This window comes from Streptomyces sp. NPDC093018 (genome assembly GCF_040684035.1).
In the GTDB taxonomy this organism is placed as follows: domain Bacteria; phylum Actinomycetota; class Actinomycetes; order Streptomycetales; family Streptomycetaceae; genus Streptomyces; species Streptomyces murinus.
The window spans coordinates 187,826-204,451 of sequence record NZ_JBFBFF010000005.1 but is presented as its reverse complement, the minus strand read 5'-3'; the positions used below and the strand labels follow the sequence as shown (position 1 = coordinate 204,451).

Annotated in this window: 13 protein-coding genes; 11 read left to right on the top strand and 2 right to left on the bottom strand. The window is 72.3% G+C overall.

The features are described from left to right. Positions 1-46: 46 nt before the first annotated feature. The 7 genes from AB0N90_RS14235 (at position 47) to AB0N90_RS14205 (ending at position 9,893) form a co-directional block, all read left to right on the top strand. On the top strand, positions 47-1,600 hold the full coding sequence (locus tag AB0N90_RS14235; RefSeq protein ID WP_365196190.1) for a hypothetical protein: 1,554 nt from the start codon (positions 47-49) through the stop codon (positions 1,598-1,600). Positions 1,601-1,787: 187 nt separating this feature from the next. Continuing rightward, the gene (locus AB0N90_RS14230; protein WP_365196188.1) at positions 1,788-2,567 is read left to right on the top strand and encodes a GntR family transcriptional regulator; all 780 of its coding nucleotides are present in this window, start codon (positions 1,788-1,790) and stop codon (positions 2,565-2,567) included. Positions 2,568-2,573: 6 nt separating this feature from the next. Then, positions 2,574-3,836: an MFS transporter gene (locus AB0N90_RS14225; protein WP_365196185.1), complete on the top strand. Its 1,263-nt coding sequence runs from the start codon at positions 2,574-2,576 to the stop codon at positions 3,834-3,836. A 159-nt stretch (positions 3,837-3,995) separates the two neighbouring features. After that, the gene (locus AB0N90_RS14220; protein WP_365196182.1) at positions 3,996-5,033 is read left to right on the top strand and encodes a sphingomyelin phosphodiesterase; all 1,038 of its coding nucleotides are present in this window, start codon (positions 3,996-3,998) and stop codon (positions 5,031-5,033) included. Between the two features lie 299 nt (positions 5,034-5,332). Then, positions 5,333-7,405, top strand: a complete 2,073-nt coding sequence (locus AB0N90_RS14215) for a cell wall-binding repeat-containing protein (protein WP_365196179.1) — start codon at positions 5,333-5,335, stop codon at positions 7,403-7,405. Between the two features lie 224 nt (positions 7,406-7,629). Then, positions 7,630-8,574 (top strand): RNA polymerase sigma factor SigJ, encoded by a 945-nt coding sequence (gene sigJ, locus AB0N90_RS14210; protein WP_365196176.1) that lies wholly within the window; start codon positions 7,630-7,632, stop codon positions 8,572-8,574. 119 nt (positions 8,575-8,693) lie between these two features. Then, the gene (locus tag AB0N90_RS14205) at positions 8,694-9,893 is read left to right on the top strand and encodes an FAD-dependent oxidoreductase (protein ID WP_365196173.1); all 1,200 of its coding nucleotides are present in this window, start codon (positions 8,694-8,696) and stop codon (positions 9,891-9,893) included. Positions 9,894-9,939: 46 nt separating this feature from the next. Here AB0N90_RS14205 and AB0N90_RS14200 read toward each other — a convergent pair whose 3' ends face one another. Then, on the bottom strand, positions 9,940-10,536 hold the full coding sequence (locus AB0N90_RS14200; RefSeq protein ID WP_365196170.1) for a TetR family transcriptional regulator: 597 nt from the start codon (positions 10,534-10,536) through the stop codon (positions 9,940-9,942). Between the two features lie 131 nt (positions 10,537-10,667). Between AB0N90_RS14200 and AB0N90_RS14195 the strand changes: the two genes are divergently transcribed. From AB0N90_RS14195 to AB0N90_RS14185, 3 genes are all read left to right on the top strand, one after another. Continuing rightward, positions 10,668-11,465 (top strand): SDR family oxidoreductase, encoded by a 798-nt coding sequence (locus AB0N90_RS14195; protein ID WP_365196167.1) that lies wholly within the window; start codon positions 10,668-10,670, stop codon positions 11,463-11,465. Between the two features lie 185 nt (positions 11,466-11,650). Further along, on the top strand, positions 11,651-12,379 hold the full coding sequence (locus AB0N90_RS14190) for a hypothetical protein (protein WP_365196164.1): 729 nt from the start codon (positions 11,651-11,653) through the stop codon (positions 12,377-12,379). A gap of 24 nt (positions 12,380-12,403) precedes the next feature. Continuing rightward, a complete protein-coding gene (locus AB0N90_RS14185) occupies positions 12,404-12,529 on the top strand; it encodes a hypothetical protein (RefSeq protein ID WP_365196161.1) in 126 nt (41 codons plus the stop codon). A gap of 290 nt (positions 12,530-12,819) precedes the next feature. On the opposite strand, the gene AB0N90_RS14180 is transcribed toward AB0N90_RS14185, so the two are convergent. After that, complete coding sequence (locus AB0N90_RS14180; protein WP_365196159.1) at positions 12,820-15,864, bottom strand: tetratricopeptide repeat protein; 3,045 nt, start codon at positions 15,862-15,864, stop codon at positions 12,820-12,822. A 317-nt stretch (positions 15,865-16,181) separates the two neighbouring features. Here AB0N90_RS14180 and AB0N90_RS14175 point away from each other — a divergent pair, with 317 nt between their 5' ends. Further along, positions 16,182-16,619 carry a PPOX class F420-dependent oxidoreductase gene (locus AB0N90_RS14175; RefSeq protein ID WP_365196157.1) on the top strand — a complete coding sequence of 146 codons (438 nt, stop codon included), beginning with the start codon at positions 16,182-16,184 and terminating at the stop codon, positions 16,617-16,619. The last annotated feature ends 7 nt before the right edge of the window (positions 16,620-16,626 follow it).

Genomic DNA, 16,626 nt, shown 5'->3' with positions numbered 1-16,626 from the left:
TCTGCAGGGCGATCCGCAGGGCGATCCGCACGGCGAGGAGGTGCCAGTGACGAACGGTGCGACCCCCGACCACCCCGGCGACCCGGACCGCTCCGACCGCCCTGGCGATCCGGACCCCTCCGACCACCCTGGCGAACCCGACCGGCCCGGTGGCCCCGAGCGGCCCGGCGAACCAGGTCGGCCACGCGACCCCGACCGGCCGGAGCGCGCGGATCACCCGGAGCCCACGGATCACCCGGAACAACACGACCGGCCCGACCGCCCGGAACGACACGACCGGCCCGACCACCCCGACCACCCCGACCACTCCGAGCTCGACGACCTCCGCTCCCGCCTCGCCGCCCTCGAAGCGGAGCGGCACGCGCGGCACGGCGCGGCGGGGCGGCCCCGGCGGCGGCCCGCCTCCGCGCTCGCCGCCGTGCTCCTCGTCATCGGCTGCCTCCTCGCCCCGCTCGCCGTCGTCGCCACCTGGGCCGCCGACCTGGTCGGCGACACCGACCGCTATGTCGCGACCGTCGCCCCGCTCGCCGGGAACCCCGCCGTGCAGGACGCCGCCGCGAACCGGGCCACGGACGCGCTGATGGACCGGATCAACCTGCCCACGCTGCTCTCCGACGTGGCGCCCAAGGACCGGCCGCTGCTGGAGAGGGCGCTGGGCGGGCTCGGCGGGGGCCTGGAGAACGCCGTACGGGGGTTCGTGCACGACCAGGCCCGCAAGGCCGTCGCCTCCTCGGCCTTCGCCACGGTCTGGACCGACGCCAACCGCCGGATCCACGCCTCCCTCGACAAGGCGCTGACCGGCACCGGTGGCGGCGCGGTGCAGCTGAAGGACGACACCGTCACCCTCGATCTCGCCCCGCTGATCGAGGACGTGAAGAAGCGCATGGTCGACGCGGGGATGACCTTCGCGAGCCATATCCCGGCCATCCACGCCCAGTTCACGCTTCTGGAGTCCCAGCAGGTCGGCAAGGTGAAGACGTACGTACGGCTGCTGCGGATCGCCGGCAACTGGCTGCCGGTGCTCGCCGTCCTGCTGATCGCCGCCGGTGTCCTGCTGTCGCTGCGCCGCCGCCGCGCCCTCGTCGCGGGCTGTCTCGGCGCGGCCGTCGCCACCGCCGTGCTCGGCATCGGGCTGCGCGTCTTCCGCGTGTTCTACCTGGACCGGCTGCCCGCCGATGTCTCCCCGGGCGCGGCCGGCGCGGTCTACGACACCCTGACCCGCTTCCTGGAGACCGCGGTACGGATGGTGCTCGTGCTCGGCGTGGTGATCGCGCTGGGCGCCTGGCTCAGCGGGCCCGGGCGGCGGGCCGGACTGGTGCGGGGCCTGTGGACCGACGGCATCGGCGCGGCCCGCGGCACCGCCGACCACGCGGGCCTGCGCACCGGCCCGGTCGGCCTCTTCGTACGCCGGTACCGCGCCTGGTTCACCTGGATCCTGGTCGCCGTCGCGGTGCTGGTCTGCCTGCTGTGGCCGTACCCCACCGGCTGGGTGGTCCTCGGGATCGCCCTGTGCCTGCTGTTCGTCCTGGCGGTGGTGGAGTTCCTGGCGGCGCAGCCCCCGCCGCGGCCCCTGCGCGAAGGCCACGCATCGCGTTCCTGATCTGTCCGCCGGTCACGCATCGCGCTTCTGATCCGCCCGCCGGTCACGCACCGCGTTCCTGATCCATCAGTTTTCCGCCCGCGCGGTAGCTTTCCGACTCCGTCCGGACCCCGTCCCCGTGCGACGGGACTCCCGCCCCACGAGATCCGGAGAGCCGCCCATGCCGCCCGTGCCGCCCGTGCCACCCGTGTCGCCCAAGCCGCCCAAGCCGTCCACGCCCCGAGAGGCGCCCTACCTCGCCGTCGCCGACGCGCTGCGGGCGCGGATCCTCGCGGGCGAGTGGCAGCTCGGCGGGCGGCTGCCGTCCCGGGCGCGGCTCGCGGAGGAGTACGGGGTCGGGCGCAATGTGGCCCAGCGGGCGGTGGACCGGCTGATCGCCGAGGGGCTGATCGAAGGGCGCGCGGGGTCGGGGACGTACGTACGGGCGCCGCGCGAGCGGCTGCCGATGATCCGGGCGCGCCGCCACGGGGGCCTCGGGCATCCGGCCACCGGCGTGGCCGAGCGCGGCCGGGCGGGCGCGTGGGACTTCCACACCCGGGTGCGCTTCCCCGCGCCCGCGGCGATCGCCGAGCGGCTCGCCATCGCGCCCGGCGACCCTTGCGTCAGCACGCACTACGAGTTCCTCGCCGACGGACGGCCCGTCCAACTCTCGCATTCCTGGGAGCCGTTGGCGATCACCGACGGCACCCCGGTCGTGCTGCCGGAGCAGGGGCCGCTCGCGGGCAAGGGGGTGGTCGAGCGGATGCGCTCCATCGGGGTGCTCGTCGAGACCGTGGCCGAACTGCCCCGCCCGGCCCGCGCCACCCGAGAGCAGGCCCATCTGCTCGGCATCGGCCTCGGCGACCTGGTGCTGCGGATCGAGCGGACCCTGTACGACTCCGGGGGCCGCCCGGTGGAGACCGCCGACATCGTCGTCCCGGACGCCCGCCGGGAGGTCCTCTACGAGTTCGCCGTCGAGCGGGGATAGCCGCCGATGCCCCCGCGCCCCGCCACCCGGTCCGCCCTCCTGTGCGACCGGGACTTCCGCCTGCTGGCCGCCGCCACCGCGCTCGGCCAACTCGGCGACCGCGTCGTCTTCCTGGCGCTGCCCCTGGTCGCCATCACCCTGCTGCGCGCCGACGCCCTCCAGGTCGGCCTGCTGACCGCGGCCACCACCGCGGGCTCCCTCCTCGTCGGGCTCCCGGCGGGCGCCTGGGTGGACCGGGTGCGCAGACGACCGGTGCTGATCGCCGCCGATCTCGCCCGGGCGCTGGTCCTGCTCTCCGTCCCGGCGGCCCACCGGTGCGGCCTGCTGAGCGTCGAGTGGCTGTACGGCGTCGCCCTCGTCCACGGTCTGCTCACCGTCTTCTTCGAGGTCTCCTACGCCAGTTACCTGCCCCACCTGGTCGGCCGCGCCCGCATCCTGGAGGCCAACTCCACGCTCTCCGCGATCCGTTCGGCGACCAGCATCGGCGGCCCGGCACTGGCGGGCCCACTGGTGGGCGGCTTCGGACCGGCCACCACGCTCCTGGCGAGCGCGACCGGGACGGCCTTGTCGGCACTGCTCGCGCTCGCCATCCGTGACCACGAGAAGAGGCCCGAACGACCCGGCACCCGGGCTCGGTTGCGCCGCGAGGTGCGGGAGGGGCTGCACTTCGTGCTCGCCCATCAGGTGCTGCGCGCGACGATCCTCGGCGACGCCCTCTTCAATCTCTTCCTGGCCATGTACCAGGCCATGCTTCTGCTCTTCCTGGAACGGGAGTTGGGCCTCGACGCGGCCGGGGTCGGCCTGATCCTCTCCGGGATGGGGTGCGGTGCCCTGCTGGGCGCGCTGTCGGCGACCAGGATCGTGCGGCGGCTCGGACAGGGCACGGCCGTCTGGCTCGCCCCGCTGGTCACCTGCCCGCCGACCGCGCTGATCACCCTGGCCCGCCCCGGTGCGAGCCTCTGCCTGGCGGCGGCCGGTCCGGCGGCGCTGAGCTTCGGCGGTGTCGTACGCGTCGTCGCCCAGGCCGGTTTCCAGCAGTCCCTCACCCCGGACCGGCTGCTCGGCCGGATGAACGCGACCGCCCGGTTCGTCTCCTGGGGCGGCCTCCCGCTCGGCGGACTGCTGGGCGGCGCCGCGGGCACCGCGTTCGGGGCACCGGCCACCCTGCTGATCGCCGCGGCCGGCATGACGCTGGGCTTCCTCCCCGCCTTCCTCTCCCCGCTGCGCACAGCCGACCGAGGAAGATCACAGCTCCACAAGCCGAATTGACGGCTCCGGACGCCGACTTGTCCAGACATCTTCTCTCTGCTGTCTGTCCATGGGACGCTTCGTCGACGTTCTTCCGGGCGTACCCGCGCACCCCTAGTGTCCCGCTGTCATGTACGCGCCCCGGTTCCGGTCAGGGGCTCACTTCCAGCAGGAGAGCGCATGGTCTCGCGTCGTACCGCTACCGCCCTCACCGCCACCGCGGCCGCCACGCTCCTCGGGGTCGCCGGTTACACGGCCCCCGCGGCCGGCGCGGCGGGCACCGGAACCAGCCTGTCGGTGTTCGCCTGGAACGTCGACCTCGGCACCGCGATCGTGGACACCACCCAGAACGAGAAGGCGGCCCAGCGCACGCCGGTCATCGAGTCGATCGTGCGCAAGCACAGCGCGGACGTGGTGGTGCTGAACGAGGGCTTCAACAACACCTCGACCGCCGATATCGTCGGCAAGCTGTCGGACCTGTACCCGTACCACACCCCGGTGGTCGGCCAGAGCTGCTCCGGCGGCGGCTGGACCGGCATCAGCGGTGACTGCTCCAACTCGCCGTTCGTCATCAACGGCGGCACGATGATCCTCTCCAAGTACCCGATCACCGCCCAGTACGCGCACGTCTTCAGCAACTCCGCGTCCGGCACCTGGGACTACCACGCCAACAAGGGCGCGGCGCTGGTCCGGATCGCCAAGGGCGGCACGCAGAGCTGGGTGATCGGCACCCACCTCCAGGCCGACGAGTCCGGCACCGCCACCGACACCACCCGGTCCACCCGGCTCGCCCAGCTCCGCGAGATCCGCGCCTGGGCGGACGGCATCGCAGGCACCAGCGCTCCGGTGCTGATCGGCGGCGACCTGAACGTGGAGTACTACGGCGGCCGGGCCCGCGGCGACTACGCCGACGCCCAGACCGCGGTGAACGGCGTCCTCGGCACCCCCGCCACCGACCCGGGCCAGACCCTGCGCACCATGGACTGCCCGGTCTCCGCGTGGTGCCAGTACATGTCCGGCGTGCAGTCCTTCCCCAAGGACTACCGCGACGACATCGACTACCTCGGCTACCTCAACGCCCCCGGCCGCCCGGTCCCCTCGGCCGTCTCCCCGGTGAAGGTCGACTTCGACCCCCAGTCCGGCTGGACCACCGGCCAGACCGACACCGCCGCGCCCAGCGACCACTACCCGATCGAGACCACGTTCCAGCTCAACTGAACTTGAAAGGCAGGGGAGTTCGGTCTTCCGGTGTGTGGTCGTCGCGCACCGGGGGCCGGGCCCCGACGGAGTTCCCCCGGTCCGCGTTCCGTCGTACCGCGCGAGTTCACCCATTGTTCGGACGGCTTCACCGGTGTCCGGCGAGCCCTTCACATACCGTCCTGCTGCCGATGGGCGATCACCGGCCGCCGGAGCTGCCGCGCGCGCCCACGCGTGCGCCGGAACACCGGCCGTCACGACACGGCCGGGCACCGGGCCGGGACGCCCGCGGCGAGGAACACTCACTCCTGGGGGGCTCGTTGAACTCTCGTACGCGTCGCCACCTCGCGACGCTCACCTCGGCCGCCTCGCTGGCGGCCGGACTGCTCGGTGCCGCGGCACCGGGCGCGCAGGCCACGCCGACCGCGCCGGACACCTCGACCGGTCTGCTCAGCCTGTACGGCGGTACCACCGGTGCGCAGACCGTCAACTCCGATGGCACGGCCCTGCGTTCGGTGCCGGGCATCACCAGCGCGAACCACGCCCTGAACTGGGCGCCGGACGGCAGCAAGGTGGTGGCCGCCGCCGCCAAGGTCACCACCGGCCGGGTCACCGGCGCCACCTCGCTCGTCACCCTGCCCGCGGCCACCGGCACCCGCTCCGGCGCGGCCGACGAGGACCCGGTCTACTGGCAGGACGGCAGCGCCGTCGTCTACAGCACCGGCGGCCAGCTCGTCTACGGCCCCTCGGACGGCTCCTGGGCCCCCGAGCCGCTGCTCACGAGCGGCCAGGAACCGGCGTCGGCGTACGACGTCCACCCGACGGCGAGCCCGGCGGGCACCCTCGCCTTCGAACGGCAAACCACCGGCGGCACCAACCAGGGCATCTGGCTGTACGACCCGGGCAACGGCACCGTGACCCGGATCGTCGACGAGGGCTCCTCGCCGGTGTTCTCGGCCGACGGCAGCCAACTGGCCTTCACCCGCCAAGTGGACGGCTGGTCCCAGGTGTTCGTGTCCGGCGCCGACGGCGGCGACGCCAAGCAGCTCACCACCGACGCCTCCGACCACCTCTTCCCCACCTGGGACCCGGCCGGCCACCGGCTCGCCTACGAGGCGCACAGCTCCCACGCCGGCGCCTCCGGCGACGTCCAGACGGTACGGCTGCTGGACCTCAGGGACGGTACGACGAAGCAGATCACCGGCGCGGGCCAGGGCGCCAAGCCCGCCTGGCAGCCGCTGCGCCAGAACTACCTCACCCGCGTCTACGGCACCGGCCCCGTCACCATCGACGCGGCCGCCTCCCGCTGGACCTACGACAAGACCGGCGCCGCGCATGTGCCCGGCCTGGTCACCGCGCACTCCGCGGTGCTGGTCGACAAGTCCAACGCCACCTACTCGGCGCCCGGCATCACGCTCGCCGCCGAGAAGCAGGGCCCGCTGCTGATGACCTCGGGCAGCGGACTGGACTCCGCGGCCGCCGCCGAGCTGAAGCGCACCCTGCCCAAGGGCAGCACCGTCTACCTCAACGGCCCTACAAAGCTGCTGAGTTCGAAGGTGGCCGATCAGGTCACCGCGCTCGGCTACAAGGCGCTGCGGATGGACGCGAGCGATCTGTCCGGGCTGTCCGCGCGGGTCGCCAAGCAGATCACCGCGACCCCGTCCTGGATCTTCCTGGCGGACGGCGGCGAGTACCACGACCCGATCGCCGCGGCCACGGCCGCCGGTGCCCTCGGCTACCGCGGCACCGGTGTGGTCCTGCTGACCAACGGCAAGACCGTCCCGTCCTCGGTGAAGAGCTACATCAACGCGCTGAATCCGAAGACCACCAGCCTGGTGACCGTCGGCTACAACGCCGACCAGGCGGTGCGGCACACCGCGTTCACCAAGTCCTGGAGCTACTGGGCCATCGGGGGCAAGGCCCATGAGGACGTGGCCGCCAACCTGGCCCGCTTCTGGTGGACGGCGCCGAACTCGGCGGTCGTCGAGGACACCTGGACCTGGCAGAACGCCGCCGCGGGCAGCGCCGCCACCGCGACGTACGGCCCGATGCTCTGGTCCACCGAGGGCACGCTGTCCGCGCAGGCGTCGACCTATCTGAGCCAGGAGGCGGCGAGCGTCTCCGTCGTGCAGACGTTCGGTGGCAACTCCTCCTATCTGCCGGCCAACCGCACCGCCATCGGCGACGCGATCGCCGCGAGCAGCGCCTGGACGTCCACGATCTGGGCGGCGGGCGGTGACGCCCCGGCGGCGACGGCCCGCGGCGTCAGGGCCCCGGCCCTGGCCGCCGGGGACGGCCGGGCGCCCACCGGCCGCCCGGTGCCCGGCACCGGTATCGGCACCGGTCCCGACCGCACCCACCTGCCCGCTCCGGACGGCCACACCGCCCGCTGACCGAGCAGCGGGGAGTCCGGTGACCCACCCGCACGCCGGTGGCCCACCCGCACGCCAGTGGCCCACTCGCCCGCCGGTGGGCCACCGGACTCCCGTCGGTGGGCCACCGGACTCCCGTCGGTGGGCTACCGGGCTCGCGCCGGTGGCCCACCGGCAGCTCATGACCGGGCCATCGGCCCTGATATCCGGAGCAGTTGACCGGTTCCGCGGGCTAGGATCCGGTCATGGCTCCGACCGTGCACGACGTGGACCGGTTCGAGGCGTCCAGGCACCGTCTGGAGGCCATCGCCTATCGCCTGCTCGGCTCGGCGAGCGAGGCGGAGGACGCCGTACAGGAGACGTATCTGCGCTGGCAGGCCGCCGACACCGGGCGCATCGAGGTCCCCGAGGCGTGGCTGACCAAGGTGCTCACCAATCTCTGCCTCAACCAGCTCGCCTCCGCCCGCGCCCGCCGCGAGACCTACGTCGGCGCCTGGCTGCCCGAGCCACTGCTCGCCGGGGACCCGATGCTGGGCCCCGCCGACACCGCCGAACAGCGCGAGTCGGTGTCGTACGCCGTCCTCACCCTGCTGGAGCGGCTCACCCCGAACGAGCGCGCGGTGTACGTGCTGCGCGAGGCGTTCGACTACCCGCACCGGGAGATCGCGGCGATCCTCGACCTCACCGAGACCGCCAGCCAGCAGATCTTCCACCGCGCGAAGAAGCATGTCGCGACCGGCCGGGCGCGCGCCGAGATCGACGAGGCGGCCGCGCGCCGGATCGTGGACGAGTTCCTCGCCGCCGCCACCAGCGGCCACACCGAACCGCTGGTACGACTGCTCACCGAGAACGCCATCGCGGTCGGCGACGGCGGCGGCAAGGCGCCGGCCCGCGCCCGCGCGTTCGAGGGCGCCCGCGCGGTCGCGACCTTCATGCGGGGCCTGTTCAAGCCCGGCAAGGCCAAGCGCAACCTGGTCGGCGGCTCGCCCGACCTCCATGTCTGCCTGGTCAACGGCGCCCCCGCGCTCGTCGTGGTGTTCGACGGGCGGGTCATCGGCATCACCTGCCTGGAGATCACCCGGCAGGGCATCGCCGCCTTCCGCAGCCAGGTCAACCCCGACAAGCTGGTGCGCGCGACCCGGCGCTGGGCGGCCGCCGAGCACGGCGACCCCGTGCTCAAGGTCTTCTGACGCCCGCGCGATGAACATGTGACGCGGGTCACGGACTGCTCCTGTCAGGAAACGGCGGGCCGCCCGGTTCAAGGGGCGAACCGCTTGGGACACCGTCCCATGAGCGACAGGAGCAGGCCATGCAGCACCGCGTCATCGTCCTCGGCGCCGGATACACCGGAGCCATCGCCGCCGGCCGTCTCGCCCGCCGACTGCGCCGCGAGGACGTCGCCATCACCCTCGTCAACGCCGAGGCCGACTTCGTCGAGCGCGTCCGGATGCACCAGCTCGCCGCCGGCCAGGAACTCCCGCCCCGGCCCCTCACCGCCCTGTTCACGGGCACCGGCGTCACCCTGCGGCTCGCCCGGGTCACCGCCGTGGACGCCGACCGGCGCGCCGTCACCGTCACCGGGGAGCAGGGCACGGCGGAGGAACTGCCGTACGACACCCTCGTCTACGCCCTCGGCAGCGGATGGCACGACCAGGGCGTTCCCGGTGTCGCCGAGCACGCCCACGACCTCGCGAACCGCCCCGGCGCGCTGCGGCTGCGGGCCCGCCTGGCCGAGCTGGCGGCCGGTGCCCCCGTGGTCGTGGTCGGCGGCGGACTCACCGGGGTGGAGGCCGCGACCGAACTCGCCGAGACCCGCCCGGACCTGGACGTCGCCCTCGCCGTGCGCGGTGAGCTGGGCGAACGGTTCTCCTCCAAGGGCCGCCGCCATCTGCGCGCGGTCTGCGACCGGCTCGGCATCACCGTGCACGAGCACACCGCCGTGACCGCGGTGGCCGCCGACCATGTCACCACCGCCGACGGCGGCACGCTCCCGGCCGCGGCCACCGTGTGGACCGCAGGTTTCGCCGTGCACCCGATCGCGCGGGCCACCACCCTGGACACCGGGGAGAACGGGCAGATCGTCGTCGACCGGTCGATGCGCTCCGTCTCGCATCCGCAGGTGTACGCCATCGGCGACGCGGCCCTCGCCATGGGCCCCGGCGACAAGCCGCTGCGCATGTCCTGCGCCTCGGGAGTGCCCGGCGCCTGGCAGGCGGCCGACGCGATCGCGGCACGGCTCAGCGGCGGGAAGGTGCCGGTGACGCCGGTGCGGTACTACCAGCAGTGCGTCTCCCTGGGCCGCAGGGACGGCCTGATCCAGTTCGTCACCGCCGACGACCGCGCCGTCGAGCACGCCCTGACCGGCCGCCTCGCCGCCCGCTACAAGGAGGCCATCTGCAAGGCCGCGACCTGGGGCGTCGCCCATCCGCTGCTGGTGCCGAGCCGGGCGCGCAGGGTGGCGCCGGGGGAGGGCGCGGCCGACACGAGGTTCGCCGGGACGGCGGTCTGAGCGTCCCCTTCCCCCGAACCGATCCCGCGCGCAAGGGGAGTCGGCGCTATCTCCCGGCCGTACGGAGATGCTCGATCCCGGTGTCGATCGCCGCTCTGAGGTGGGTCGAGTCGCCGGTGGACATCATGAGGGCGACGCCGCCCTGGATCCCGGCGATCAGGGCGGCGGAGGCCCGGTCCACATCGAGGGCCGGGGAGGCCAGACCGCCCGCCTGGAGGGCGCGCATGCCCTCGGCGAGCTGGTGCTGCCACTGCCGCATCAGCTCGGTGACGATCGCACGGGCGCCGGGGCGCTGCCGCCCGACCTGGAGGAAGAGCGAGCCCAACGGGCAGGTGTCGCCCTGGCGTTCGTACCGCTCCACGACCACATCGCGCCAGCGCCGCCAGTTCTCCCAGGAGTCGAGGCAGCTCAACTGCGGCTGCTGGTCGGAGAGGACGCGGTCGGCCTCGAACCGGGCCACGGCGAGCAGCAGTTCGTCCTTCCCCTCGGGGAAGTAGTGGAAGAGCTGGCTCTTGCTGGTGCCGGTGCGGGCGCGGATGTCGTCCAGGGTGGCGGCGGGCCCCTGCACGCGCAGCAGCTCGGCGGCGCCCTCGATGATGCGGGCGCGGGTGGCGCGGCCCTTGGCGGTCAGTGTCTCCGGCACCTTCGGCTCCTTCCGGTGGATCCACCGTAGCCTCACCCATTCTGGACTTGCCGGTCCATTCCTGTCGGCGCACAGTGGGCGCACACGGCGGGACATGGAAGACCGCGTCAGGCGAGACGGGAGACCGCGTCATGAACGACACCACGCATGGCGACACCACACACGGCCGACTGCAGGGCAGGACCGCGCTGGTCACGGGCTCGACCAGCAATATCGGGCGGGCGATCGCGGAGGCGTTCGCGGCGCAGGGCGCGCGGGTGATCGTCTCCGGCCGGGACCCGGTCCGGGGCGCGGAGGTGGTCGAGGGCATCCGCGCCGCGGGCGGCCGGGCCGACTTCCTGGCGGCGGACCTGGACGGCGGCGCGGCGGCCTCCCGCGACCTGGCCGAGCGGGCCCGCGCGACGCTGGGCGGCCGGATCGACATCCTGGTGAACAACGCGGGCATCTACCCGGGCCAGGACACCGCGGGCACCGACGAGAAGACGTTCGACCAGGTCTACGGCGTGAACGTCAAGGCACCCTTCTTCCTCACCGCCGCCGTCGCCCCGTGGATGGCGGAGTCCGGCGGCGGGGCGATCGTCAACCTCGGCTCCTGGATCGCTCGTCTCGGTGTCCCGGTCGGCGCGCTCTACAGCTCGACCAAGGGCGCGATGGAGACGCTGACGCGGGCATGGGCTGCGGAGTTCGGACCGCGGGGCGTACGGGTGAACGCGGTGTCGCCGGGGGTGATCCTGCCCCCGTCCCCGGCGGGCGCCGAGCCGCATCCGGGCGAGGTGATGATGCGGGGGACCCCGGCGGGCACGGTCGGCACGCCGGACGCGATCGCGAACGCCGTGGTGTGGCTGGCGAGCGATGAGGCGGCCTTCGTGCACGGGACGGTGGTGGACGTCGACGGGGGCCGCACCGGAGTGGCGGTCGTCGCGGCGTAAGTCGTACCGGGGGCGCCCGGAAAGTCTCTCGACACACGGGAGTCGGACCGGGTTCACCCGCGCTTGGCGCAGCTTCACACCGGCCGCACTCTCGCACTACGTTAGAGATTGAACGACCGGTGCCGCCGTGGGCCGAGCCGTGCAGACGGCCGCGTGCGTTCCGTCCCGAGCGCGCAAGGAGCCGCATGCCGCCCTCGTCCTCGCCACCGACCGCTCACCACATCACGGGCGTCGACCGACTGCTGACCGCTGCCGTACGACTGTCCGGCACCCTTCCGGCGACCCGCTCCACCCTCGGGGTGGTCCGGGGCCGTCACCAGTCCGAACGCGAACGCACGGCCGCGCTGCGCGCCCGGCTCGCCGAACGGGGCGTCCCCGGCGTGGAGTTGAACCCGGTACCGGAGCCGGGTGAGCGCGCCGGCGCCCAGCACGGCCTGCCACCGCGATCGGTGGGGCTGCTGGTGCACACGCCGGGGGTACGGCCGGAGCAGGCGATGCGGGCGGCGGCGTTATGGCGCCTGCCGCTGCTGATCGACCGGCCGGACGGGATGGCGGGCGCGGGGGCCTGCCACAGGGACGTCATCGGCATCCACCTCGCGGGCCGCGGCTATGAACTCGCCCTGCGCCAGGCCGACTTGGTGTCTTTGAACACCGCCCCTGGACCCATCCGCCTCATCCTCGACAACGAGAAGATCACCATGCCGGACGGCCGCCGCCTCGCCGTCACGACGACTGGTTCGGGACTGCTGGAGGTGCGGGGCGAGCCCTTCGGAACGCGCCGGGTACGCCGCCTGCGCTTCGAACGTGCCTGGGGCGCCCACCGGTTGGACGTGGACGGCATCCCGGTGGGCGAGGTACGCGCCCCACTGCGCATGGAGGTGGACCCGGGGCGGCTGCACATGGTGCGGCCCTGAGATTTTGCCCGGTACCCCGGAGCGGTGTCCGGGAGCCTCGGTGCCTCCTCGGCGGCCGAACTGGACGCGATCGAGACGAAGTACGTCCGGCGCGGTAGGCAGGTCAGCGTCATGTGGCTGAACGAACCCAGTGCGGTGATGCGTGAGTGAGGGCTGAGGGGGCAGGAGGGCCGCCCCTCGCACCACGAGTGGGAAGGGCGGCCACACCATCACAGATTCGGGTGTATTCCCGACAGGAACTGGTGAGCGACCATAAAGGCCATACATGTCATGGCCACGTAAAATGCTGACTTGGTCAAGTCTGTGTCCTCGGGGCTTGAGCAGGGTGAATCGCGCGGGGAAGTCTCGGTTTCGAGGCGCCCTTGTTCGCACGTTCGACATTAATACATGCACACGAGGCCCTGCGTCTAATTGGCGTCGCGCAACCAATGAATGGTCTGTTACCGCGCCGCTGTCCGTCGGGTGGCGCGCAGGGTGGAAAGGGTGCGTGAAGCGCGGGCCGCTTCGGCGTGAGCGCCAATCTGCATACTCAAGGTGCAACTCTCTTTGGCATATGCCAATGCCTGGGTCGCGCGGCCGGTGTCCATGTGGGCAAGAGCGGCGTCGTGGGCGGCGTCGACCACCTCGCCCGCGGCGTTGATGCGCCGTGCCAGCACGAGCGCGGCGACATGCAGCGGTATGGCCTGCTCGCTACGGCCCGCCGCGCGATGTGCCCGGCCGATCCGATTGAGGGCGATGGCCTCCCTGCGCCGGTCCCCCACGGCTCGGAAGAACTCCAGAGAGCGGTGCGAGAGGGTCAGCGCCTCCGCTGTCTCCCCCAGGCCGATCAAGGCGTTGGCCAGGTTCATGCGAAGGGTTTCCAGCTCTCTTCTATCGGCTCTTCGCGACGCCAAGGAAAGGGCTTCTCGATAGGCTCGTTCGGCGGACTTGAAATCGCCCGTTCTCGTCGAGACTTCCCCAAGGTTGTTGAGTGAACTGAATATCCCCCGCTCGTGACGAATTTCTGTAAATTCGGACAGGGAGGAGTTGAAGCAGTCTCGCGCGGAGTCGACCTCCGCCAGGTGCAGATGGGTAATCCCGAGGAGGTTGTAGCTGCGCGCTATCTGGAGCTTGTTATTTGTTCGCAAGAGGGAATCTAACGTCTGCTTCTGCAGGGACTGCGCCAGCCCGTACTGCCCCGTCTGCCACAGCGGGATGCACATCTGGTTGACACACTCGCTCTCCAGCTCCGAATCCCGCAGCGTGCGTGCAAGCTCCCGCGCCCGGTGGGCGCCCGAGATCGCCTCCTCGTAGCGGGAGTGATGGCTGTGCGCGACGCTGAGGTCGAGCAGGGCCCGCGCCTGCGCCGTGCCGTCCTCGGCGCCGGCCCAGTAGTCGACCGCCCGGTGCAGCAGCGGCTCCATACCGGCCAGGTGCCCACGCATATCGAGCAGTCCTGCCAATACGTGCACGGATATGGCGAGTTGACGTTCGGATCCGTGTCTGGTGATCCAGGCCAGAGTGTTCGAGAGATTGCCGCTTTCGGTGGCCAGCCACCGTTCGGCTGCGGGCACGTCATCGATCTTGGGATGGGTAATGAGATCGTCGGTGTCCAGGCTGGTGCGAGATCGGTAGGGGTGCACTAGACGGTCCGCGTGATCCGCCGCGCGGATATAGAACCTCGCCAACCGTTCCTTCGCTGTCCGCGACTCCGTTCCCTCTGCGTCGTTCAAGGACCGCGCGTACGTGCGCAGAAGATCATGCAGGGTGAACCGGTGCGCTCTGGGCTCGGCGAGCAGATTCTGGGTGAGCAGCTGCTCCAGCGCCCGTTCCGTCGCGGCGAGGGACAGACCGGTCAGCGCCGCCACCGCATGCGGCCCGAACTCCATTCCGGTGTGCAGGCTTGTCCGCCGGAAGACCAGCTGTTGTTCGGCGTTCAGCGCTCGATAGGACAGGGCGAACACATGCTCCAACGTCCTTTCACCGTCACGGAGTTCATCGAGCCCGCCCGCTCCCGCGGTCAGCTGCCGCAGCAGATCCGCCGCGGTCCACGACGACCTGGCCAGCAGCCGGCTCGCCGCGATCTCGACGGCCAGCGGCAGATGGCCGCAGATCCGCACGATGTCCGCGATCTCCGCCGCCCGGGACCGCCCGCCCGCACCGAGGCGCCGTTCGAAGAGGGCGATCGCGTCGTCGCTCGGCAGCACGTCGAGCGAGATCGAGCGCGCGCCCGGCAGGCCGGTGAGGCGGCGGCGGCTGGTCACCACGACCGACGTCGGCGAGGCGCCGGGGAGCAGTTGCCGTACCTGCTCCGAGCAGACGGCGTCGTCCAGGATCACCAGCATCCGCCGGTCCCGCGCCAACGACCGCCACATCGCGGTGAGTTCCTCGGTGTCCTGCGGCAACTCCCTGCCCTCCGGGCCGAGCACCCGCAGCAGCGTGGTGAGCGCGCGGTCCGGGGCGCCGGCCGTCCGGTCCGCCGCGTGCCCGCCGAGCCGTACGAAGCAGCGGCCGTCGGGATAGCGGTCCGCCACCTCGTACCCGCAGTGCACGGCCAGCGCGGACTTGCCGACGCCCCCCATCCCCTCCACGGTCACCACGGCCCCCGACTCGCCCCCGCCCTCGCACAGGGCCGAGGTGAGCCGCCGTAACTCCTCGCGGCGGCCGATCCAGGGAACGTCCCGCGGCAGGTTGTCCGGCACGGGGCGGCCGGGCCGTGCGGTGGGCCGGCGGCGGGGGTCCTGGCCGTACAGCGCGCCTGCCGGGGCGCCGGCCAGGATGCCCTCCTGGATGCGATGGAGGCGCCGGCCCCCGTCCAGACCGATGTCCCGGATGACGCGCTGCCGGGTGCGTTGCAGCAGCTTGGTCGCCTCCGCCGTACGGCCGCCGCCGTGCAACGCTACGGCCAGCAGCCCCACCAGGGCCTCGTCGACGGGGTGTTCGGGCGCCAGCGGGGCGAGGACCGGCACCGCCTCGGTGAACCTGCCCGCGTTCATGAGGAGTTCGGCGCGGGTCATGGCGGCGATCAGGGCCGTCTCGCCCACTGTGGCGCGCAAGTGGTCCGGCCAGGAACCGGAGATCCCGGCGAGCGGCTCGCCGTACCGGTGGGCGTCCGCCCGTTCCAGCAGCTGGAGCGCCGCGTCGTCGTCGCTGCCCTTGAGCGCGCGGGCCTGTTCGACGCAGCTGGTGTAGGCGCGCAGGTCGACACGGTCGGGGTCGACGTGCAGGACGTACGAGTTCGTGCGGCTGGTGATGGTCGGCGCGTCAGGGTCGGCCGTCCGCAGGGCGCGGCGCACCCGGGAGATATGGGTGTGCAGCGTCTCGCGGGCGGTGGCCGGCGGATGGTCGTCCCAGATGCGGTGGACCAGGCTGTCCACGCTCACGGACCGCCCCGCATCCCAGGCCAGCGCGGCCAGGGCCGCCCGCGACTTCGTGGGCCCCAACGGCCCGGCCCGCCCACCGACGCGCACCTCGACCGAACCTGAGAGCCGGATCTCGAACTCCACCAGAGTCCTCCCGCCGGTAGGACCTGTACTGGCCGGGCATACGAGGGTGTCATGACCCCGCTAACGCTGGCTATGCGCGCGCCGCACGATCCCGAATTTGACCGATAAACAAGATATTTTCCGGGGCCCGGTGCCCGGGGCTGGGGGTTCTGAGCGGGCGGAGCCCGAAGAGCGGCCCCGGGGTGGTGCCGGGTGGCGGGAATCGGCCCGTGCGCCTGCGGCCGGTCTTCACATGATCTTTCCGGAATCACCGGTTTCGCCGACGGTCGCCCGTGTCACGGTGGACGGACCAATGATGATCAAGGAAAGGGGCCACCGTGGCGGTGGAACTGACGGAGCGGGTGCGGGAGCGGCTGGAAGGGGCGAACTTCTGGTCCGTGGCCACGGTGACGCCGGACGGGGCGCCGCACGCGACGCCGATGTGGGTGGGGCTGGAGGACGGGCTGATCGTCTTCAACACCTCGGTCGGGCGGATCAAGGAGGAGAACCTGCGCCATGACCCCCGGGTCCACCTCTCCCACGCCGACGCCGAGAACCCCTACGACCGGGTCCTGATCTCCGGCCGCGCGGTGCGCCTCGTGACCGGCGAGGAGGCCGAGCGGGGGATGGACCGGCTGGCGCGGAAGTACCTGGGACAGGACAGCTACCCGTGGCTGATGGAGGGGGAGCGGCGGGTGCATGTGCTGGTCGAACCGGAGAAGGTGCGGCACGTGGTCGGGGTGGAGCCCTTCCGGGCCGGGGTGCTTCCTTCCTGAGCCCGCC